Raw genomic sequence first — 20,972 nt, forward strand, 5'->3', positions numbered from 1 at the left:
CAAAATGAAAAAATATATTTACTCCATATTGACCCTTTGCCTGCTGATGACGCAGGCTTTGGCGCAAACCGATAAAAACAGAACACTTGCTACAAGAGTAGCGGATGTGTTAGCCCAATTCCCGGCCGACAACGCTGCCAAACTGGACAAAAATATGAATGAGCTGGCAGAAATGGGAAAGCCTGGCATTGTCCAGATCGCCTCCATGCTGACTCCTCCCGGAAAGGGCGACAATTCAAAAATACAGTATGCGCTGGGTGGTTTTAGCTATGCTTCAACACGTTCGGGTAAAGAAGCCTGGCGCAAAATGGCCGCGGAGGCTTACGCAGAGGCGCTGGCACGGGTGAATGATCCTGACAACAAGGTTTTTCTGATCTATCAGCTGCAAACAGTGGGCAAGGATGAATCTGTAAATATCCTGAAGAGCTACCTTTCGGATGAAAAACTCGCCGGGCCTGCTTCAAGAGCACTGGCAAGAATTGGGTCCGGATCTGCCGGAGCAGCTCTTCTGGGGGAACTCAGTTCTGCGTCAGGAAATAATCAGGTTGCCGTGATAGAGGCCCTGGGGGCTGCAAGATACAAGGAAGCGGCAGCGGCGATCGAAAAAACAGCCACAAGTTCCGACCTGAATCTTCGGAAAGTCAGCCTTTATGCACTTTCTGAAATTGGCGTTCCATCATCTGAATCCATTCTTGCTGCTGCGGCCCGGAAAGTTTCTTACGGTTATGATGAATCGGATGCTACAGGTGTCTACTTGAAATATCTGGCTCGGCTGGGACAGAATGGCTCAGGAGCTTTAGCCGATAAGGCTGCATTGGCAGTGATTCAGACGGCCACCGGCGATAAGCAAGGCGCTGCAAGATCTTCCGCACTTAAGGTTTATTCAGATAGTAAAAAACGGGAAAGTGTACCAGTCCTGATAAGTGCGCTGGCAAGCACAGATCCTAAATACCGGGCTGCTGCCTTGAAGCTTGGACAGCAATACACGATGGCGAATGGCACCGCGCCCTGGTTGGCGGCTATGAAAAAAGCCAAACCGGAAGTTCAGGCAGAAATCATTACCATGCTCGGACGTGCTGGGGCGAAGGATGCCCTGCCTGCCGTATTAAAGTCGCTGGCTTCCAAAGACAGTAAAGTGAAGCTGGCGGCAATCTGGGCTGCGGGCAAGATAGGACAGGAGGGGAGTGTAGCCAGTCTTATACCGGTGCTGAAATCGGGCAATGCCCAGGAAATAGCCGCTGTGAAAAGTTCATTGCTCACCATTCCCGGAAACGGAGTAACGGATCAGTTGGCTGCGGTACTGCCCGCTTTGCCCGCACGTGCTCAGTCTTCGGCCATTGAAGTTTTGGCGTCGAGGGCAGCCAGTTCAAAACTGGGTGTTGTTTCTGCATTGCTGAAAAGTACAGATCCTGCGGTGAAAAAGTCAGCATTTGAGGCATTGCAGTCGCTTGCCACTTCCAATGATCTTCCCCAACTGTTTGCTTTGCTTAACGCAGGTGGGAGTGCTGAGGAAATTACGGCTGTTCAAAAGGGAATAAGTGCTGCTGTGAAAGGCGTGGGCGATATTTCCGCGCAAAGTGAGCTCATCCTGAAGCAATCCGCTTCCTCCGGTCCGGGCAAACAGGCTAACTACCTCGCTGTTTTGGCAGGCATAGGTGGGAAAAGGGCACTTTCTGCGGTAGTTTCAGAATATAATAATGGAGATGCAGTGTTCAAAAAGGCAGCCATCAGAGCTTTGTCGGCCTGGACAGACGCCAGTGCGGCCAGAGAATTACTGGCCATTGCTACAAAGTCAACGGATTCCGATGATCTGCATGCAGCCATCACCGGTTATGTAGGCGCAGTGGGCAAATCCGAAAAAACACCAGCCATCAAGGTGATCATGTTGCGCGATGCCATGGCTCTTGCTAAAACGGATGGGCAAAAGGTGTTGATATTAAAAGAACTGGCAAACAACCGAACTTTTAATGCGCTGTTATTTGCAGGTAAATATCTCGACAATGCCGGTACTCAGCAGGCGGCTGCCCAGGCTGTAATGAGAATTGCTCTGGCCAACAAGGATTTTTATGGAACAGAGGTCAGCTCACTTTTGACAAAGGCCTCTTCTGTTTTACAGGGTCAGGATAGTGAGTACCAGAAGGAGTCAATCCGTAAGCATCTGTCGGAGTTACCAACGGGAGAAGGTTTTGTTTCCTTATTCAACGGTAAGGACTTATCGGGCTGGAAGGGACTGGTTCAGGATCCGATCAAGAGAGGAAAAATGAGTGCTGATACGCTGGCTGCAAAACAGGCAATTGCCGACGAAAAGGCCAGAAAGGGATGGTTTGCCAAGGACGGGGAACTGGTGTTTTCGGGTCATGGGGATAATCTTTGTACGGTGAAGCAATACGGAGATTTTGAAATGTATGTAGATTGGAAAATTCAAAAAAATGGCGACGCAGGTATATATCTGAGAGGTACGCCTCAAGTTCAGATCTGGGATACGTCTCGGGTAGACGTGGGCGCTCAGGTAGGATCTGGCGGGTTGTATAATAATCAGAAAAATCCGAGCAAACCAAGCAAGCTGGCCGATAATGCCATCGGCGATTGGAACACTTTCCATATCACCATGATCGGGGATCGAGTATCGGTGGATCTGAACGGTGAAAATGTTGTCAACAACGTGGTACTGGAAAATTACTGGGACCGTAACCTCCCTATATTTGCCAAAGAACAGATAGAGCTCCAGGCGCATGGAAATCAGATCAATTATCGGGATGTGTATGTGCGGGAAATACCACGCCCTGAACCCTACAAGCTGACAGCTGAGGAGTCGAGGGAAGGATATAAGATTCTTTTTGACGGAACCAATATGTATGAGTGGATCGGAAACCGGACGGATTATTTTATTGAAAATGGCGACATGGTTGTGGATCCAACACGTGGCGGGAAGGGAAATTTGTACTCCAAGGATGAATACAGTGATTTTGTCTTCCGGTTTGATTTTCAATTGACGCCCGGTGCCAACAATGGGTTGGGTATTCGTGCTCCTCTGGAAGGCGATGGCGCTTATGTAGGGACCGAAATTCAAATACTGGATAATGAAGCGGATATTTACAAAAACCTGAAAGAGTATCAATACCATGGATCGGCCTACGGCATTATTCCGGCAAAACGCGGATATTTGAAACCAGTAGGGGAGTGGAACTCGCAAGAGGTATATCTGAAAGGCTCTAAAATTAAGGTAACCCTGAATGGAACGGTTATCCTGGATGGAGACCTGGCAGAAGCAAGCAAAAACGGTACGGCAGATCACCGTGAGCATCCGGGGCTTGCACGTACAAAGGGACACTTCGGATTCCTTGGACACGGTGCTCCCCTTAAATTTAGAAATATCAGGGTGCTTGATTTAAGCAAAGTGGTTGAGCCGGCTCCGGTGGAAACAGGCAAGAAGAAGTCGAAGAAAAAGAAAAAGTAAGGTTCCTAAAATCAAACTGATAGCCCGGATCGCGTTTGCGGTTCGGGCTTTTTTTGAAATTTTATTTGTGTGTTGCATTTTAGAAAATAAAAGTATAAATTTGAATTGATTCCGATTTAAATTTAGTTTTTATGAGTAAAGTTGCTAAGCCATATCCAATCATTGAGGATACTATCCTGAATAAAGTGGAGGATGCACCTTCTCCACCATTTCGCTCTAATGGTGGTGTAATGTTTCCTTTTGCTACATCCAGGCCGCAAAGTCAGATGACTGCCTTTGAAAAAATGGGGCTTGTACGTCAGGGGATTTCCAAAACTGATTTTGAAGGGTTTAAAGAGAAAGCAGGTCTCGATTACGATCAACTGGCTGCTACCCTTGCTGTGGCCAGAGCTACACTCATTAATAAGAAAGGCGTAGAGAAGTTTAATTCGACATTAAGCGAAAAGATTGTAAGTCTTGCCGATATTTATTCCTACGGATACGAAGTGTTCGAGGATATCAAAGTATTTAACCAATGGGTGTTTCGTCCTAATCTTGCACTTGGTGGCGCGAAACCTTACGATCTGCTTGATAACCAATACGGTAGGGAGGAAGTAAGAGACTTGATAGGTCGTATTGATTATGGTGTTTACTCATAGGTGTCCATTGTGATTAAGAGATATGCATTCTAATAAAATCCGGTAGCAATCCATGTTGGTTTATAGAATCGGACGAACCAAATTCGCACATGATCTTTCCGGTGAGGGGGCAAGGCTTCATGGGGGACGCTGGAATCAAAAGCTTGTCAGGTGTATTTATACTTCTGAAAGCAGAGCGCTGGCGCTACTGGAATACACGGCCAATGTCAACATCGAAGATATACCGCGTGCCCTGAGCGTTACTACCTTTGAAATTCCTGAGGAGCATATATTTCATACTGAGACGGCCAAATTCCCTGGCAATTGGCTAAGTAGTCCTGCGCCTTCATCCACAAAGAGTTTGGGATCCTCACTTCTCACCGAATCAGGATATCTGATTGTCAAAATACCTTCTGCAATTATGGTCGATGAATTTAACTACCTGCTTAATCCGGCGCACCCGGATTATGGAAAAATCCGTATACTTGACGTCAGAGATTTTGTATACGATGTCAGGTTAAAGCTCAAATAGTGTTCCGGATCGATTTTGTCCTCTCAATCTATTCACCGTTTACTAAGATTTGATGATCAAAGCATTTAATGTTAGCGAAAGCATTTAACTTTAATTGTGTCTTATCGTCTGCATCCTAGTTTGCAAGATATATTCCAGCCGAAATTTTATCTCTAACCGGTGAAAGCATGTTTGTATTTTCTCTGACAGCGATTTGGTGCAGAAGGATCATGTCAGTTGGCATTTTGATAATCTTTTCACAGTGGGCCATCGGACAGGAAACGGCAGAGCGTTTCAGCAACTGGAAGCCGTCTGAGGGGAAATACTATTTTTCGGAAGCCTGGGTCTGGAGCTTTAATGACGAGTTTTCAGATACAAGTGGCGAAATAACCGTGTATGTGGATACTTTGTCGGGAACATTTTTATTGAATCATGAAAGCTATGGATCAAGCGATGAGCAGGCAGATTTCGTAATTGGCACAAAAGACGGTGTCTATATCACGGGAGTCACAAGCGCTGAGGGAAAGAAAAGTCTGCAGTTTGATACCCTGGTAACCACATTAGACATGCATAGGGGTAAGCAGTATTATGATGAGGACTTCGGCAAAACCACGAAACCAACCGGGGATTTTAAGATTTATGGACAAAATTCAAAAAAATGGCCGACGATAAAAGGGGAGAAGTTTAGAACCTCATTCGAAATGCCTGCATCTTTTTCTGATAATTATTTAGTAAAGAAAAATTTCAGCCTGCTTCCCCTCTACAATTTTAACCAGCGTACCTACCGCGCCAAACTTCCGTACACCTTTTCTGCGGCGCTTCATATGAATTATTTGCTACTTGAGGCAAATTATGAAAGTGATGGAAAAAAAATATCAACCATATTAAAGAATGTGATTCCCTCGAAACAGGTGATTGACCTTACTGTTTACAGCAAATGAAAGCCCTCTTGCCATTAGATACGCAATGAGACTCAACCGGGTTATTTGAAACCGGGTCCGATTATTTTCTGTAAATATTACTTAGATTTGAAAGTAGAAAAATTTTATTCTTCACCTTAGGTCTATATCTCATTTTCAATTCAGCTTATCCTAAAATATATGAAAATCAAACAGACGCTATTCACAGGATTATTAATGATTTTTTCGGTACTGTATACATCAGCTCAAAATTCTCTTCAAAAAATATGGGAGACCGAACCGAACCTGCCCATTCCGGAATCTGTACTTTACAGCGCCAAGGGTAAATTGCTGTATGTGGCTCAAATAGACGGAAAACCCGGAGAGAAGGATGGTAAGGGCGGAATTGCCAAGGTGGCATTGGATGGAAAAATTATAGCAGGCGACTGGGTTACGGGGCTGAATGCACCAAAAGGTATGGGCATAGTGGGTGGTAAACTATTCGTGGCCGATGTCACTGAAGTGGTTGAAATCGAACTTAAATCGGGTAAAATTTTAAGAAAACACCAGATTGAGGGCTCCAAGTTTCTGAATGACCTTACCATTGACGCCAAGGGCAACATTTACGTATCGGATTCGGAAACGAAAAAAGTCCATTTAATCAAAGACGGTAAAATCTCAACCTATTACGAAAACCTGACCCGTCCAAATGGGTTGCTGGCCGTTGGTTCGGATCTTTTGATTGCTGATAGCGGAAAGCTTCTGAGGCTTGGCGCTGATAAGAAAGCAGTAACAATCGTTGAAGGCATGGATAAAAGTACCGATGGAATTGAGCAGGTAAGACCGGGGGAGTATATTGTCTCCTGCTGGGCGGGAGTGGTTTACTATGTGAAGTCCGATGGTACTAAGCAGGAGTTGCTCAATACCAGTGCGGATAAGATCAATTCAGCGGATATCGGTTATGACTCAGTTAAGAAAATTGTGTATATACCCACTTTTATGAAAAATAGTGTTGTAGCTTATCAGCTAAAATAATATATTTATTGAACTTTAAACTATTCCAAAAACAGGCATTTCTATGGACATTTTTGTTGGGAGTCTTTCTTTTAAGTTGAAGGAAAGCGAGTTGCGTGAGGCATTTGAAAAATTTGGAGAGGTTGCTTCTGCGAAAATTATCATTGACAAAATTACCCGTCAAAGCAAGGGGTTTGGTTTTGTAGAAATGCCTGACGAAGAGCAGGCCAAGCTGGCAATAAGCGAATTGAATGGGGTTGAAATGTATGGCAGGCCTTTGGTTGTGAATGAATCTCAAAAAAAGGAATCCTCAGGTAGAACTGATGCGCCAAGAAGTGGTGGATCGTCACCCGGGGGCTCGGGATTTGGCCGGAACAAACCTGCCGGTGGAGGTGGATACAGCGGAGGTGGATACAGTGGTGGCGGAGATAGAGGGGGCTATGGAGGGAAGCCTAAATCGGACTATGACAAAGGAGGCAGGGGAGGAGATTTTAAGAAGGGGGGCGGTTCCCGCAGAGGAGATTCGCGGGATCGTGATGACTGGTAAAAATATATTTGTTTAACAAAAAACTCCCTTGCCATAGCGGTGGGGGAGTTTTTTGATGAACGGTGAGCCAGTTTATTTTTTAAAAATAAAATACACGGCTAATACGAGAAATAAAAAGCCTATTGCATGGTTCCATCGAAAGGTTTCAGTCTTGAAAAACACCAAAGTAAAAACCGTGAATATGACCAGGGTGATTACTTCCTGTATCACTTTCAGTTCCATTAAAGAAAAGGGGCCGCCATTTTCCCGGAACCCGATACGGTTGGCAGGCACCTGGAAGCAATATTCAAAGAGTGCAATACCCCAGCTTATCAATATTACGGAAAATATGCCCAGTTTGCTAAACCAGGCCATTTCTTTAAATTTCAGGTGACCGTACCAGGCTAAAGTCATAAATGCATTAGACAAGACCAGCAGGCCAATGGTTAGCAATGGTTTCATTCTGCGGATCGTACTTTATTGTCCTGGAAGAAAAGTATAAACAACAGGAGAACAACAGCAGCGATGCCGGCAGGTACCATCCAGATACTCGTCCAGTTTTTTACGCCTTCCACAGTATACATATCCGCTACATAACCTGCGATCCAGGATCCTATGCCCATTCCAATTCCATAGGTTGCTATGGCAATAAGCCCTTGTGCTGAGGAACGGTATTTCTCTCCCGCTTTACTATCGGTATATATTTGTCCGGTTACAAAGAAAAAGTCATAACATACGCCGTGCAAGATGATGGCAAGGTATAAAAGCCATTCGCTGGAAGCATCCCCATAGCCAAATCCTACAAAGCGAACGATCCAGGCAACAAGCCCGATGATCAGCATTTTTTTGATGCCCAGGCGACTAAATGCCAGTGGGATAAGGAGCATGAAGATCACTTCGGATGCCTGGCCCAGGGACATTTTGTTCTCAACATTGGTCATTCCTGAATCCGTGAGCGACGGATTGGCCATGGCGTAATAAAACGATAAAGGAATACAAATGAGCAAAGAAGAAAGAAAAAATACAGCGAAGGAGCGGTCCTTGAAAAGCTTAAATGCGTCCAACCCTAATATAGCCGACACCGAAGTACTTTGACTTGGCTTAGGCGGCGTATTGGGTAAAAAGAAAGAGAAGATACCCAAAATGACCGCAGTGACCATCGAGATTTTAAAGATCATATCTGAGCCACCAACTTGGTAGTAACCAATGACGTTGGTAACAGCTATCCAGGCTACCGTGCCCATAACCCTGATCCCAGGAAAGTCTTTTTCCGTGTTGGTTACCTGTTGCATGGCAATTGACGTGGTGAGCGCCATGGTTGGTGCAAAGGTGACACAGTAAGCAAGTATCACCCAAAAGAAAGTATCGGCATCCTTGATTCCCAGGAGAATATACAATAAGACCGCGCCCAGCAAACTGAGTACACCCAGCACTTTCTGGGCAGCAAAGTACCTGTCTGCAATAAGTCCAACAAAAAATGGTGCGATGATCATGGCAATAGAAAAAGCAGCATAGGCACTGCCCACCTGTACGCCCGTAGCTCCAAGCTCATTGAACATATATTTACTCATCTGACCATACCAGGATCCCCAAATGAAATAAAGGAGGAACATCATGGTCATCAATTGGAAGCGGGTGGTGTTTTTCATTTTTTAGGAACAGAGTTAAAGTATCAATACCTGTCAGCCACGCGCTGCGACAAGCGGTCAGTTTATTTTTTTATCATCTTCTGAAATTCATTGAGCTTCAGTAACGCCTCAATGGGTGAAAGTGTGTTAACATCAACCAGCGAAAGCTTTTCTTTTAACTCTTCCAGTTTAGGATCCGCTGGTTCGAAAATACTAAGCTGGTAATTGTTCTTCGGCATTTCTTTGATCTTTTTGTTGTGTGTTTCAGCCACATGGTCTTTTTCCAGGTGTTGCATAATTTCGCTTGCACGTAACACGATCGGCTGAGGCATGCCGGCAATTTGTGCCACATGGATACCAAAGCTGTGGGCGCTGCCACCGGGTTTCAATTTCCGTAAAAATATGACCTTGTTGTCAACCTCTTTCACGGCTACATTGAAATTCTTGATCCTCGGAAAATCTTCCGCTAACTGGTTAAGTTCGTGGTAATGGGTCGCAAAAAGTGTTTTGGGTTTGTAATGTGGCTGGCTGTGCAGATACTCCGTAATAGCCCAGGCAATGGAGACACCGTCATAGGTACTCGTACCCCGGCCAATCTCATCCATTAAAACCAGACTCCTTTCGCTCAGATTGTTGAGAATGCTGGCGGTTTCCGTCATTTCTACCATGAACGTACTTTCGCCCCTGCTCAGGTTATCACTCGCACCCACACGGGTGAAAATTTTGTCAACGAGCCCCACGCTAGCCGCCTTGGCCGGGACGTAACTCCCCATTTGTGCCATCAGTACGATCAGTGCGGTTTGCCTCAGCAATGCAGACTTACCCGCCATGTTTGGCCCGGTAATGATAATGATCTGCTGTGTAGAATCATCGAGGTAGAGATCATTGGGTACATAACTTTCACCCAACGGAAGTTGCTGTTCGATCACCGCGTGTCGGCCATCTTTGATATCCAGCTCTTTCCCTTCCGTGATAACCGGCTTTGCGTAATTGTTTTTCCGGGCAATTGTCGCAAATGAGCTAAGTGCATCCAGCGTCGACACCACGATAGCATTTTGCTGGATCGTCCCAACGTATTCGGCGGCAGTAAGAATCAGCTCGCTGAAAACACGATACTCAATGGCCGAAATTTTGTCTTCCGCGTTCAGAATCTTTTCCTCATACTCTTTCAGCTCCGGCGTGATATAACGTTCGGCATTGACCAGAGTCTGTTTTCTGATCCATTCAGCCGGCACCTTATTCTGGTGGGCATGGGTTACTTCCAGGTAATACCCGAATACCCGGTTGTAGGCGATTTTTAGCGAGCTGATACCGGTTCGTTCAATCTCGCGGTTCTGGAGCTTGATCAGATAGTCCTTTCCTTCGTATGAAATGGCATGCAATTCATCCAGTTCGGCATTCACCCCGCTTTTAACCATACGTCCCTGATTAGAAAGTACAGGTGCGTCGTCCCGGAGCTCATTTTCGATTTTGTCAACCAAGAATGTGCACGGATTAAGCTGATCCGAATACTTATTTAATATGGAAAGTGCTGAATTACCTTTTTTGCTATTGGCTTCGGTTTTTTGACTGGCAGCGGTAATTGCTAAAAGCTCCTTAATAGGTCCGATTTGCTTCAGGGATTTTTTGAGTTGAACCAGTTCCCTGGGGTTGATCCGCCTGACGGCCACTTTTGAAATCAGCCTTTCCAGGTCACCAATATGTTTTAAATACTGAATGATAGACTCGTGAAGGTCTTCATTGGATAAAAAATGATCTACTGTATTCAAGCGCTCCTCGATGGGTAGCTTTTCCTTCAGTGGCAGTACGACCCATCTTCTTAAAAGCCTGGCACCCATGGGGGTAACAGTCTGATCCAGGATCTGAATCAAAGGGACGCCTCCTTCTTGCTGAGGCGCTATAAGCTCCAGATTCCGAACCGTAAACCGGTCGAGCCACACGTATTTTTCTTCCTCAAGCCTTGTTATTTTATTGATATGGCTTACTTCCCGGTGCTCCGTTTCTTTTAAATAATGCAAAATAACACCGGCTGCAATGATTCCCATGGGCAGGTTTTCTATCCCAAAACCCTTCAAGGTTGCTGTCTGGAAATGCGTAATAAGCTGTTCGTAGCCGTAATCGTAACCAAAGCACCAGTCTTCCAATTGAAATGTGTGGTGTTTACCTCCAAAAAGTTGGTTGAACTCCTGTTTGTGTTTCTTGCAAAAGAGAACTTCCGATGGCGTGAAACCCTGAAGCATTTTATCCACATAGGCTGCATTTCCCTGAGATGTCATAAACTCCCCCGTGGAGATGTCCAGAAATGCAATGCCATACAGGTCATCTGCGCCCACATGAACCGCGGCCAGATAGTTGTTTCGCCTTACATCCAGTACGTTGTCATTGAGGGACACCCCGGGTGTGACGAGTTCAGTAACGCCTCTTTTAACAATTCCCTTCGCAGCTGCTGGATCCTCAAGCTGGTCACATATCGCTACACGCTCACCGGCACGAACGAGTTTTGGAAGATAATTGTCGAGTGAATGATGCGGAAATCCGGCCAGTTCTTCATGAGAGCCTCCGTTGTTGCGACGGGTCAGTACGATGCCCAGGATTTTGGAAGCCCTTATTGCATCTTCGCCAAATGTTTCATAAAAATCGCCCACCCTGAAAAGCAAAAGTGCTCCCGGGTATTTTGCCTTAATTTGGTTGTATTGTTTGTTAAGCGGAGTTTCTTTGATTGCCTTTGCCAAGTATTAACTATTTAAAACGGACTAACGCAAATTTAAGCCTTCTATCCGGTTTGACAAGAACGTGAGGTTGTTTTGTAAAGATTGCCAAGGAATCTTAAAAGAGCAATCTGGTTTCCTCCTTTGTCATTTCCCATACTGTACCCGGAGCGACGAAATTTTTGTCACCGGATAATAGAGTCGTTCGCCCAATGGCCCAACGCACAAGCCTTAAGGTAGGGAAGCCCACAGCGGCCGTCATTTTCCTAACCTGACGGTTTTTTCCTTCGTAAAGGGAAATGGAGAGCCAGGATGTCGGAATGTTTTTACGGAAGCGAACGGGTGGGCTTCGTTCGGGGAGCTCAGGAGTATCGATAAGTTTTGCTATTGAAGGAAGTGTTTTGTATGCCTTTCCATTGATAGTGATGGCTACTCCTTGTGCCAATTCATGACAAGCTTCGTGGGTGATATCGCCGTCGACCTGCACATAATAAGTTCGCAGATGTTTATTTTTTGGATCGAGCAGTCTTGTTTTTAAAAAGTTATCATTGGTAAGCAATAGTAATCCCTCGCTGTCGGCATCAAGTCGGCCAACCGGGTAAATGTCTTTGGGGAAAACATAATCCAGATCAGCCAGTGTGGGATGATCTCCTTCGCGGGAGAACTGGGAAAGCATCCCGAAAGGTTTATAGATAAGAAAATATCGAAACAAGAGCTGAGTCAGAAAGGATGCTAGTAAACTTATGTAAGGGCTATTTCACAATGGAGGCCAAATCCAGAGTAAATCCTGGTAAGGTCGTTTCTCCGGAAAGTGATACGTCAAGAGTTTCCATTACTTCGATGGATTTGTCGTGCCTGTAAATGTGAATTTTATGCTCAAACCGATCGATCAGCCAACCCAGTTGGGTGCCATTTTCGATGTACTCGATCATTTTGTCCTGCAGATATTTGAGTTCATCTGATTTGGAGCGGATTTCAACCACAAAATCAGGACAGATGGGGGCAAATCTTTCTTTTTGGTCCCGGCTTAACAAGTTCCATTTTTCTTCTCTGATCCAGGAAACATCCGGAGAACGAACAGCCCCATTTCCCAGTAAAAATCCTGAGGAGGAGTCAAATACTTCTCCTAAGCCAAAGGTTTCGTTCCACAAGAACAAATGGCCTAAAACTTTGCTGTTAAAATTCCCTGTGAATGATCCTGTTGGAGACATAACTATAATATTTCCTTGCGAGTCTCTTTCGAACTCTAATGTGTCGTTCATTTGGCAAAACTGAAAGAACTCTTCCTCGTTCATCAGGTCACCCATTTTCATAACCACGGGCATTGAAATATTCATAACTCTTCCGTTTATCTACAGGCCTGATCAAAAATACAAAATAAAATCAGCATAGGATAATATAGTTCGCATTGGTCTCAATCAATTTCGAGCCAAACGGGGCAATGATCGGAATGGACTGCATCATTATACTGTCTGCTGCCAATGATCCGATCTTTCAGAGGTTCTGCGACGGAAATGTAATCGATGCGCCAACCTTTGTTATTAGCACGGGCGCCCGCCCGATACGTCCACCAGGAATATTCTTTCAGGTCAGGATTAACGAATCGGAATGCATCCACGTACCCATTGCCAAACCACTTCGTCATCCATTCTCTTTCTTCGGGAAGAAAACCGGAAGACTTCTTGTTGCCTTTGGGATCGTGAATATCGTTTTCGGTGTGTGCAATGTTATAGTCTCCGCAAATTATCAGGTTGGGCCGTTCTTGTCTCAGCACGTTAACCCAATCATAAAAATCGGCCAGGAAACTCATTTTCACTCCTTGCCTCAACTCCCCGCTGGTTCCGGAAGGAAAATAACAGTTCAATAAGGTGATGTCGCCAAAATCCGCACGGAGTATGCGTCCTTCTATATCATAAATGGGCAGATTCACGCCGATGGATACCAGGTCAGCTTTTACTTTTGAAAATATGGCTACGCCGCTATATCCTTTTTTCTCGGCTGCGTGCCAGCCTATTAATTCATACCCAAGTTCTTCAAAGCCGGAGAGGTCTACAACATCGGTGGTGGCTTTCACTTCCTGAAAGCACAACACATCAAAGGGCTTGTCTTTTAGCCACTCAAGTAAACCATTTTTGATGGCGGCACGGATGCCATTTACATTGTAGGTGAGTATTTGCATAAATGACGAAACGTGTTTTTAAAGTTGAATTTTCTGCCCGCTATATTGCGATTTCCACGGGCTGTTGGCATTAGAACCATCTTTACCGACTATCCAAACCTCGTAAGACCCAGGCAAAAACTTGCTTGCGAAAAATGAGTACTGATATTTATCACTATAATAAGCCCGATGACTTAAAAAGCCAGCCAGGCTGTTAGGCACCGGGCAAGCCGGAAATACAAACAAGTGGGTAGCAGATTTTAATTGAATGTATACTGGAATGAAGCCTGATCCAGGGGCAACGGTGTAGGTCATATCAATGAACCTGACTGGCCTGTGTAGCCATTGATTATATTTAGGAACTGCAGTAAACTCAAATCTTCCCGTAAACTTTTCACGCTCCACCACCGAGCCGCCAGCCAATGGTGAAAGTACAGGGATGCTCGCAGAAGGAAATAAATAAATGCCGGATTTGTCAAGGTTTGAAATGAGCGTTGTCATTCGTGTAGGATGATTCCAGAATAATTTCTCTTCAAAAAGATTTCCAAAAGACATCATCATGCCGTAGTTTTTCCAATACAATCCATCCAGCGCCAGGGTTTCATACTGTCTGCGCACTTGTGATAAAGACATGAAATAGCTGGTGAAATTCAGACCGACCCCAAATACAAGTGCGCAGATACCAAGCGTAATTTGTAGTTTTCTAAGGGTTTTGGTGACAATAACCAGCGCGGTATAGGCAGTTAAAAGGGTAATAATCCCAAAAATCATGTATCGCCTGGAGAGTAATTCTCCACCGTATGTGACTGAAAAAGCAATCGGGCGGCTGAGTACCAGCATCGCCCCGGTTCCCATCACAAACATGAAGGCGCCGACAATAAAAGAATAGGTCTTCCAGTTGCCTGGATATCGGAACATCCGGTAAAGCCAGATACAAAAGACAATACCCACCGAAAACCCTAATGCTACACAGGCAGCAATATCGTAGTAGTTACCGGAAATAACAGGATGGGGTTTGTTCAGAAAAAGGGCATTGCCCCAGAAAGCAAGAAGAAACCCCAGGTTATAGATGGGATGTGTTAGTGGACTTTCGGCATCGGACCTGATGAAATGATAGTCAAACAGGAAGTAGAAAAGGAAAACGCATAGTGCGGTACCGCACCAGATGGCAAGTCTTTTATATTTCTTTTGCAACAACAGGATAGGTGCACAAATAAGCCAGGTAAGCAAACCACTTCCACTGGTAAATGTGGCAATAATAGCGCTGAATAAAGCCAGATACCAGCTTTTATTGTCTGTTGAACCTATTGCATAGGCAGCGAGGAGTGCGAAAAACAGGAGGGAGGTATTCTGCAGCGCCGCAATTCCCCAGTTGGCGTTTTCGTAATAAACCAGATTGAAGAGAATGAAGCATGCAGGTATCATGTAATACCATGATATTCCTTCACGTCTTAATGTTTTATAGAAAAGATACAGGATTCCTATGAGAAAGGCATTGCCAATCACGATCTGAATTTTAATGTTTTCGGATCCTGTAATCACCAGAATAAGCCACATGATGATGCGTTCATAGGCAAAACGGTGCTGATTGATCTGAGAAAAAAGAAATTTTGTCTTTTCCAGCAGGCCAACATCCCTGGTAAGCCCGTAAATGCTTTCTAGAAGATCCCAATCATCAATATAAGGCACATTGATAGTATGCAAATGGATGATCCAATAGAAATAGCAAGCTGGAGCCAACAGCAGTATCACACCTGCGTATTTTCTCGCAGGCTGTAAAGTCCTCACAAAAAAGGTTGAGGCAAAAAGTAAAGCAAGAATCACAACCAGGCTGAAATATTCAAACAGGAAGGGGTAGGGTAGTAGCTTTATTCCCAAGCTGAACATTTTATTAGTTAACACAACATTGTATAATTGATGTTTCCACACAGTACACAGTCTGTGTGGAAATACCTTCCTCTCATTATTTAATCCCTAGAACCATGTCACTGGTAATCACTTTGTCGAAACTGATATAACCCGGATAGTTGATCTGTTTGCCTCCAAGATCAAGCGTTGGTTTTATTTTAACAGTCAATTTGGATGGGTTTGAACTTGTTTTACCGGTCAGGGTTGTGATCAGGTTCACAAATTCGTCGCGTGTCTGGTCGTTACTCAGCAGCTGATATACATTGGCATTCAGCTTAATGGGGACGCGTGTTTTGCCGGTGCCAGGCATTACCTCTATCAGTTGACTAAGAAATCCGCTGAAAATTTCGCTGTTGGTTAGAAGCACTTTGTATTCCAGCTGATTGATGGCTGCTCGGTTTTTTGTAGGATTGGTGATGTCCAGATTAACCCTCAGATCCAGGGGCACATCTTTACGCAGCAGCCCCATCGCAACCCGGGGGTATTTGGCCAGATCAAAATCCTGAAAGCTTTTTATGTTTTTAAATTCTCTGATGTCGATTCCGGCAATAAATACACTGTCCACGGACGACAGGTCGTACTTGCATTCTCCAAAAGTCTTGGCTTCTGAAACCTGGCGACCTACCCCGCAGCTTGAAAGTGTACCCCAAATGCCCAGAAGGGCCACAAACCAAATTTGTCTTTTCATTTTTTTTAATGGTTGATTTTAAGTTTGTTGCTATGGATGTAATTCATTTGCAGCGATAACGTATCCATGCCTTCGCTCATCGCTGTTCTTATTTTTTGCAAGTTAAACAACCGGTATCAGAACGCGTATAATATTTGTTCATTATTCTTTGCGGTGTTTCTTTTTAGCCAGTCACTCCGAAGCTTGCAAACCAAACCTATGAATGCATGTTCCAGGTAAGGATTTCCCGATCCAGCCATATTCGTAATGAAGCCAAAACATTACTTCACAGCCTTTTTCATGCTTCTTGAAAGTTACTACGGAATGCGCCAAGATTAAGTTGCTGGACGTGTTGCACACCTAACGGCAAGCACATACCTTTGCATCCTTTTATTTCCAAATCAATTCAATTCAAAGGATCATGGCAAGCTGGTATTTAGGGAAAATACGTTACCAAAAAGAGGACGAAGCTGGAAGTCTCAAAACTATAAATGAAGTGTATCTTGTTGACGCCATATCGTACACAGAGTCAGAAGCGAGGCTTTACAAGCAAATTGTGACGGGTGCCAGTGATTTCAGTGTGACCGCCATAAGCCGGATGCGTCTGGCCGACTTGTTTGTTTACGAGGATGGAGAAAAATGGTTCAAGGCGAAGGTCATTTATTTCTCTGTTGACGAGAAAAGTGGAAAAGAAAAGAAGGTGGTCAATTATATGCTGGTCAATGCAGATGGTATAGATCAGGCTTTGTCCCGCATTACAGAAAGCCTCCGTACGATGCTGATTCCTTACGAAACCACAGACATTAATCTTACTCCTATTCTGGATGTTTTTCCATACACTGCCGAGGAAGAGGAAGTTGAGATCCCGGCTAATATGAGGCCGCTAGCCGAAGTAATGGCAGAACGTGCCGAAGCTGAGAAAGCCTGAGTAGTTGTTTTACCTGGCAGCTGACATTAGCAAACGTTAGCTGCCATTTGTTTTCGGTCGCAGCAATTAAAATTGGCTTGCTCCTGAAATGAATTTACACTTACATTCTCTGTGCCGGTTTTGTCTCTTGTTACTGTGCCCGATTTGAACGGGAATGCGTTTCAAATGCACCATTCCCACGTGATGTTGTAACTTGCGGCCCCTATTGCGACAATGGCATGAAACTGAATTACGAAAAACAATCGATACGTTTAAAGGAAGGACAAAAAATTTACTTTTCTTCCGATCACCACCTGGGCGTGCCTACTGCCGAGGCAAGTCTTTCGAGAGAAAAATTAATCGTTGAGTGGCTGGAAACCATAAGGGCAGATGCCCAGGTGATTTTTCTGGTAGGTGATATTTTTGATTTTTGGTTTGAATACGGGCATGTTGTGCCCAAGGGTTTTGTGCGCATTCTGGGCAAGTTGGCAGAACTCGCCGACCAGGGAATAGAACTGATTGTTTTTACCGGTAATCACGACATGTGGATGTTTCGTTACTTGTCGGACGAACTGGGCGCGACGATCTATCGCCATCCGGTGGAATTCGAGATTACTTCGGGAAATCAAATTTCACGCACCTTTTTAGTAGGGCATGGGGACGGGCTTGGGCCAGGTGACAGGGTTTACAAAACACTCAAGCACATTTTCGCCAATCGGTTTTTTCAGTTTCTGTTTCGGATTGTACATCCCGATATCGGTATGTGGATTGCTACGGAATGGTCAAAGCGAAGCCGGATCGCCAATATAAAAAAGGGGGAAGAGCGATTTATGGGTGAAGATAGGGAGTGGCTCTTCCAGTTCTGCAAAGAGGTGGAAAGCACCAGGCATCATGATTTTTATGTATTCGGGCATCGTCACCTGCCACTTGATCTGAAGGTGACGGATGGCAGCCGGTATATCAACCTCGGGGAGTGGGTAACCCAGCAGACCTTTGCTGTATATGACGGGCAGGATCTACTTTTGAAGTCTTTTAAAGCATAATCGATTAGTTACCAGGCTTTTTAGACGGGTCAACCGCCCCCTCGTTTCTTTGAATAAAATCCTGTTTATTGATTAACTCCCGCGGAGCCTCGTTCAGTTCTTTTCTCCAGTCTTTTTGTTTCAGGTCTCCGTTTTTAACCGATTTGATAAAATTCGCCCAGGCAAACGGGTTTAAAAACGGGAAAGTTGTTGCAAAGTTTTTGCCGGCGGCCGATTCCCTGCCAAACATCAGCTGGTTCATCGTGGCCCGATAATTAGTTTGGGCATTATTAGGAACCATTGCAGCCATTTTGGTGAGATATTCCATGTTGGTGCTTTTTGCCAGTGCGTCACGATCCGCCTGATCAGGCAGTTCGAGAGCCAAAAAAGCCTTTTTAAATTCTTCTTCTGTTGAATAGGGGTAGATCACCACTTCATCAAGCATTTTTGCCTCCTGGCGCAGGGAAATAATGGCCGAGTAAGTTTCGGCATTGTAGTTTCTCGGGATCACCTGATACTGCGTTTTATAGCCAATGTAGCTGTACACAATACTATCTCCGGGGAAAACCGCTATGGAAAACTTCCCGGCTTCATCCGCTAAGCGCCCCTTGCCGGCCTTTGGTATATGAATAAACGCGCCCGGAAGTATTTCTGTGGATCTTCCCCCCACTACTACACCAGTAAAAATGATCGCTTTTTGTTCACCTTGCGCCAACAAATCGCCGCTGCCAACTACACCTGCAAGTAACAGAACACATATCAAGATTATTCTCTTCATTCTTTATTGATTATTCAGAGGCCGTCATATTTTAAATCAATGCCGTCCGGGGTACAAATTTTCATTTTTTTGCAAGTCGTTCGCCAGGGTTAGAACGGACGCCTTGCTACTTGATTGTTCTTTACGGCCAAAACTGCTTTACGAAAACAATTTCAGGAATGTCACTATAAAGGGGGCAGATAGTAGTAGTCCATCAAACCGGTCAAGAAATCCGCCGTGCCCGGGAATACTGCTTCCTGAGTCTTTGATGGCAATACTCCTCTTAAACAAAGATTCAACAAGGTCGCCGTACGTGCCCGCTACCACGATAATAGCTCCTATGCAATACCACTTCCAGGGTTCGAAGGTACGGAAAAAATAACCCAGCGCAAACGCCACAACAGCGGCAAAAACCGCACTTCCTATGGCGCCTTCCCAGCTTTTTTTTGGAGATATTCTTTCAAATAATTTACGTCTTCCAAATTTGGTACCGGCAAAATACCCTCCTATGTCGGATGCCCAAAGGAGTAATAGACTCCCGAGGACGATTTCATAGTTGTATTTCCCGCCTCTCATGGCAGTTACAACCAAAAGCGAAAAAGGTAAGGCAACATAAATAATACCTAAAAACGTAAACCCTATATTGGTAAAGGGCTTCAAATCTTTTTTCTTATATAATTTAATAAAAAAAATCATCGACAGTAATGGACTGATGATAAAGTAATTTTCGAACGGTACAATATCCTGTTCTATCAGATACGCAAGAAGCATCATCACTGTGCCACAAAATGTTCCATAATATGTAAGTGGCTGATTTCCGTCCAGGCCCAGCAACTTATAAAACTCGAGTTGGGTGAGCGAACTTATCGTGCATATAAGTATCAGGAAAGTAAGCTCACTGTATAATATGCAGGATAGAATTACTATAAAGCCCGCCAGGCCGGTGATGGTTCGCTGTTGTAAATTACTCAGGGTCTGTAAACGGTCCTTCATCAGATAGTATGGTTTGTGCCTTCATTGAGTCCTTTGATGGAACATGAACTTCGCACATTCCAAAAACAGGGTAAAGACTATCTTGTTTGTTGACAATAACGGCAGCGATTTCATTCTCTTCCAATCTTTCCCGGGCAATTTCTGCCTGGATCATTTGCTTGCTTTCAAATACCTTAATCCAACTATCCTCCATAAATCATTTATTAAATGGGTTCTGTAAAAACTTTCAAGTTAACATAACTATACCAATTCCCGTCTTTTCAGGGCCTCCTTACGAATCACAAATAATGTTAAAAAGGATAATGCCAAAGATGTGAGTACAATTGCCAAGGGCATGGTTTTCGTCTCTTCAAGATTAATGTCCAGAACCTTAATGTTGTAAAGAAACATCATGATTAATACAAAACCGTTATTAACGAAATGTGCAAATACAGCGATCCATAAGCTGCCAGTCCAGTAATAAAGGTATCCAAAAAGCGCTCCGAGCAGCATTCGAGGCACAAATCCATAAAACTGAAAATGGATGGCACTAAAAATTGCAGCTGATATCCAGATTGCCAGGTGGGGATTATTCAATTGCTGCATAAATTTTCTCTGAATGATGCCCCGGAAGAGCATTTCCTCCCCAATAGCGGGTAAGAGCACCACCACTATCAGTGCAATAAAAAGCTGCCCTGGTCTGTCGTATTTCGTAAGAAAGGTGGTTAATACGGCCAGTTGATCTTCTTTGTCGCGCATCCATTTTTCGATTCTGGACATAGCCTCCGGAAAAGTCATTTGGGAATTCCATTCAATGAACTGACTATTGAGTGGAATGAAAACCAGCACTAAAATGAACACCTGCAGCCATGTAAGGCTTGCGGGAGACTCCGTATCACTAAAATCGGATAATGTCCGCCGTTCAATATAGCGCCAGAACAGTAGGCAGGGGAGCAGGTAGGAAAAAAAATGAACAGTTCCCTGTAGAATCATCATGGCATTCCATGCATTCTCTACCTGATCCGGAGCGTTAAGTAATCGGTTAAGCAAGTCGGTCGCTTCACCGGCGGGGGTATTGGTATAAACTGCAATGATAAACACGGCCAGAATATTGCCAACCGCCATTCCGACGAGTACAAATCCTATTAAAACCAACAAACTACCCAAAACGCCAGGTGCCCGGGATTGCATTACATTTGAACTACTCTTTTGCATAATTGT

20 protein-coding genes are annotated in these 20,972 nt (G+C 44.5%); 8 read left to right on the forward strand and 12 right to left on the reverse strand.

Features of this window, described 5'->3' with window-relative positions; all coding sequences use genetic code 11:
* Positions 1–4 precede the first annotated feature (4 nt).
* From DYADSP32_RS24560 to DYADSP32_RS24585, 6 genes are all read left to right on the forward strand, one after another.
* Entirely contained in the window at positions 5–3,457 is a 3,453-nt protein-coding gene (locus tag DYADSP32_RS24560; RefSeq protein ID WP_149240290.1) for a family 16 glycoside hydrolase, read from the forward strand.
* Positions 3,458–3,588: 131 nt separating this feature from the next.
* Entirely contained in the window at positions 3,589–4,095 is a 507-nt protein-coding gene (locus tag DYADSP32_RS24565) for an MbcA/ParS/Xre antitoxin family protein (protein ID WP_149240289.1), read from the forward strand.
* Between the two features lie 52 nt (positions 4,096–4,147).
* Positions 4,148–4,606 carry an RES family NAD+ phosphorylase gene (locus DYADSP32_RS24570; protein WP_149240288.1) on the forward strand — a complete coding sequence of 153 codons (459 nt, stop codon included), beginning with the start codon at positions 4,148–4,150 and terminating at the stop codon, positions 4,604–4,606.
* A gap of 167 nt (positions 4,607–4,773) precedes the next feature.
* Entirely contained in the window at positions 4,774–5,526 is a 753-nt protein-coding gene (locus tag DYADSP32_RS24575) for a hypothetical protein (protein ID WP_414618032.1), read from the forward strand.
* A 159-nt stretch (positions 5,527–5,685) separates the two neighbouring features.
* A complete protein-coding gene (locus tag DYADSP32_RS24580; RefSeq protein WP_149240286.1) occupies positions 5,686–6,519 on the forward strand; it encodes an ATP/GTP-binding protein in 834 nt (277 codons plus the stop codon).
* 43 nt (positions 6,520–6,562) lie between these two features.
* Positions 6,563–7,045, forward strand: a complete 483-nt coding sequence (locus DYADSP32_RS24585; RefSeq protein ID WP_149240285.1) for an RNA-binding protein — start codon at positions 6,563–6,565, stop codon at positions 7,043–7,045.
* Between the two features lie 72 nt (positions 7,046–7,117).
* Here the strand turns inward: DYADSP32_RS24585 and DYADSP32_RS24590 are convergent, their stop codons facing one another.
* The 8 genes from DYADSP32_RS24590 to DYADSP32_RS24625 form a co-directional block, all read right to left on the reverse strand.
* Positions 7,118–7,486, reverse strand: coding sequence for a DMT family protein (locus DYADSP32_RS24590; protein ID WP_149240284.1), 369 nt, complete (start codon positions 7,484–7,486; stop codon positions 7,118–7,120).
* On the reverse strand, positions 7,483–8,673 hold the full coding sequence (locus DYADSP32_RS24595) for a nucleoside permease (protein ID WP_149240283.1): 1,191 nt from the start codon (positions 8,671–8,673) through the stop codon (positions 7,483–7,485). The genes DYADSP32_RS24590 and DYADSP32_RS24595 overlap by 4 nt, the downstream gene beginning before the upstream one ends.
* Before the next feature lie 62 nt (positions 8,674–8,735).
* Positions 8,736–11,384 carry a DNA mismatch repair protein MutS gene (gene mutS, locus DYADSP32_RS24600; RefSeq protein ID WP_149240282.1) on the reverse strand — a complete coding sequence of 883 codons (2,649 nt, stop codon included), beginning with the start codon at positions 11,382–11,384 and terminating at the stop codon, positions 8,736–8,738.
* Positions 11,385–11,478: 94 nt separating this feature from the next.
* Entirely contained in the window at positions 11,479–12,072 is a 594-nt protein-coding gene (locus DYADSP32_RS24605) for a pseudouridine synthase (protein ID WP_414618033.1), read from the reverse strand.
* 40 nt (positions 12,073–12,112) lie between these two features.
* Complete coding sequence (locus DYADSP32_RS24610; RefSeq protein ID WP_149240280.1) at positions 12,113–12,697, reverse strand: Uma2 family endonuclease; 585 nt, start codon at positions 12,695–12,697, stop codon at positions 12,113–12,115.
* Positions 12,698–12,774: 77 nt separating this feature from the next.
* Positions 12,775–13,539, reverse strand: coding sequence for an exodeoxyribonuclease III (locus DYADSP32_RS24615; RefSeq protein WP_149240279.1), 765 nt, complete (start codon positions 13,537–13,539; stop codon positions 12,775–12,777).
* A gap of 18 nt (positions 13,540–13,557) precedes the next feature.
* Positions 13,558–15,396 (reverse strand): hypothetical protein, encoded by a 1,839-nt coding sequence (locus DYADSP32_RS24620; RefSeq protein ID WP_414618034.1) that lies wholly within the window; start codon positions 15,394–15,396, stop codon positions 13,558–13,560.
* A gap of 85 nt (positions 15,397–15,481) precedes the next feature.
* A complete protein-coding gene (locus tag DYADSP32_RS24625; RefSeq protein WP_149240277.1) occupies positions 15,482–16,114 on the reverse strand; it encodes a hypothetical protein in 633 nt (210 codons plus the stop codon).
* Between the two features lie 400 nt (positions 16,115–16,514).
* Between DYADSP32_RS24625 and DYADSP32_RS24630 the strand changes: the two genes are divergently transcribed.
* A complete protein-coding gene (locus tag DYADSP32_RS24630) occupies positions 16,515–17,021 on the forward strand; it encodes a DUF4494 domain-containing protein (protein ID WP_149240276.1) in 507 nt (168 codons plus the stop codon).
* Between the two features lie 218 nt (positions 17,022–17,239).
* On the forward strand, positions 17,240–18,043 hold the full coding sequence (locus DYADSP32_RS24635; RefSeq protein WP_149240275.1) for a UDP-2,3-diacylglucosamine diphosphatase: 804 nt from the start codon (positions 17,240–17,242) through the stop codon (positions 18,041–18,043).
* 4 nt (positions 18,044–18,047) lie between these two features.
* On the opposite strand, the gene DYADSP32_RS24640 is transcribed toward DYADSP32_RS24635, so the two are convergent.
* From DYADSP32_RS24640 to DYADSP32_RS24655, 4 genes are all read right to left on the reverse strand, one after another.
* Positions 18,048–18,800: a carboxypeptidase-like regulatory domain-containing protein gene (locus DYADSP32_RS24640; RefSeq protein WP_149240274.1), complete on the reverse strand. Its 753-nt coding sequence runs from the start codon at positions 18,798–18,800 to the stop codon at positions 18,048–18,050.
* A gap of 138 nt (positions 18,801–18,938) precedes the next feature.
* The gene (locus DYADSP32_RS24645; protein WP_149240273.1) at positions 18,939–19,772 is read right to left on the reverse strand and encodes a phosphatidate cytidylyltransferase; all 834 of its coding nucleotides are present in this window, start codon (positions 19,770–19,772) and stop codon (positions 18,939–18,941) included.
* Entirely contained in the window at positions 19,744–19,965 is a 222-nt protein-coding gene (locus DYADSP32_RS24650; RefSeq protein ID WP_149240272.1) for a DUF2007 domain-containing protein, read from the reverse strand. The genes DYADSP32_RS24645 and DYADSP32_RS24650 overlap by 29 nt, the downstream gene beginning before the upstream one ends.
* Before the next feature lie 47 nt (positions 19,966–20,012).
* Positions 20,013–20,966, reverse strand: coding sequence for a CPBP family intramembrane glutamic endopeptidase (locus DYADSP32_RS24655; protein WP_149240271.1), 954 nt, complete (start codon positions 20,964–20,966; stop codon positions 20,013–20,015).
* Positions 20,967–20,972 lie beyond the last annotated feature (6 nt).

The organism is Dyadobacter sp. 32 (assembly GCF_902506755.1).
In the GTDB taxonomy this organism is placed as follows: domain Bacteria; phylum Bacteroidota; class Bacteroidia; order Cytophagales; family Spirosomataceae; genus Dyadobacter.

What these genes read in the sequence shown, in the direction of transcription:
- DYADSP32_RS24560 (WP_149240290.1), top strand. Translation starts at nt 5, where the DNA reads ATGAAAAAATATATTTACTCCATATTGACCCTTTGCCTGCTGATGACG.
- DYADSP32_RS24565 (WP_149240289.1), top strand. Translation starts at nt 3,589, where the DNA reads ATGAGTAAAGTTGCTAAGCCATATCCAATCATTGAGGATACTATCCTG.
- DYADSP32_RS24570 (WP_149240288.1), top strand. Translation starts at nt 4,148, where the DNA reads ATGTTGGTTTATAGAATCGGACGAACCAAATTCGCACATGATCTTTCC.
- DYADSP32_RS24575 (WP_414618032.1), top strand. Translation starts at nt 4,774, where the DNA reads ATGTTTGTATTTTCTCTGACAGCGATTTGGTGCAGAAGGATCATGTCA.
- DYADSP32_RS24580 (WP_149240286.1), top strand. Translation starts at nt 5,686, where the DNA reads ATGAAAATCAAACAGACGCTATTCACAGGATTATTAATGATTTTTTCG.
- DYADSP32_RS24585 (WP_149240285.1), top strand. Translation starts at nt 6,563, where the DNA reads ATGGACATTTTTGTTGGGAGTCTTTCTTTTAAGTTGAAGGAAAGCGAG.
- DYADSP32_RS24590 (WP_149240284.1), bottom strand. Translation starts at nt 7,486, where the DNA reads ATGAAACCATTGCTAACCATTGGCCTGCTGGTCTTGTCTAATGCATTT.
- DYADSP32_RS24595 (WP_149240283.1), bottom strand. Translation starts at nt 8,673, where the DNA reads ATGAAAAACACCACCCGCTTCCAATTGATGACCATGATGTTCCTCCTT.
- DYADSP32_RS24610 (WP_149240280.1), bottom strand. Translation starts at nt 12,697, where the DNA reads ATGAATATTTCAATGCCCGTGGTTATGAAAATGGGTGACCTGATGAAC.
- DYADSP32_RS24615 (WP_149240279.1), bottom strand. Translation starts at nt 13,539, where the DNA reads ATGCAAATACTCACCTACAATGTAAATGGCATCCGTGCCGCCATCAAA.
- DYADSP32_RS24625 (WP_149240277.1), bottom strand. Translation starts at nt 16,114, where the DNA reads ATGAAAAGACAAATTTGGTTTGTGGCCCTTCTGGGCATTTGGGGTACA.
- DYADSP32_RS24630 (WP_149240276.1), top strand. Translation starts at nt 16,515, where the DNA reads ATGGCAAGCTGGTATTTAGGGAAAATACGTTACCAAAAAGAGGACGAA.
- DYADSP32_RS24635 (WP_149240275.1), top strand. Translation starts at nt 17,240, where the DNA reads ATGAAACTGAATTACGAAAAACAATCGATACGTTTAAAGGAAGGACAA.
- DYADSP32_RS24640 (WP_149240274.1), bottom strand. Translation starts at nt 18,800, where the DNA reads ATGAAGAGAATAATCTTGATATGTGTTCTGTTACTTGCAGGTGTAGTT.
- DYADSP32_RS24645 (WP_149240273.1), bottom strand. Translation starts at nt 19,772, where the DNA reads ATGAAGGACCGTTTACAGACCCTGAGTAATTTACAACAGCGAACCATC.
- DYADSP32_RS24650 (WP_149240272.1), bottom strand. Translation starts at nt 19,965, where the DNA reads ATGGAGGATAGTTGGATTAAGGTATTTGAAAGCAAGCAAATGATCCAG.
- DYADSP32_RS24655 (WP_149240271.1), bottom strand. Translation starts at nt 20,966, where the DNA reads ATGCAAAAGAGTAGTTCAAATGTAATGCAATCCCGGGCACCTGGCGTT.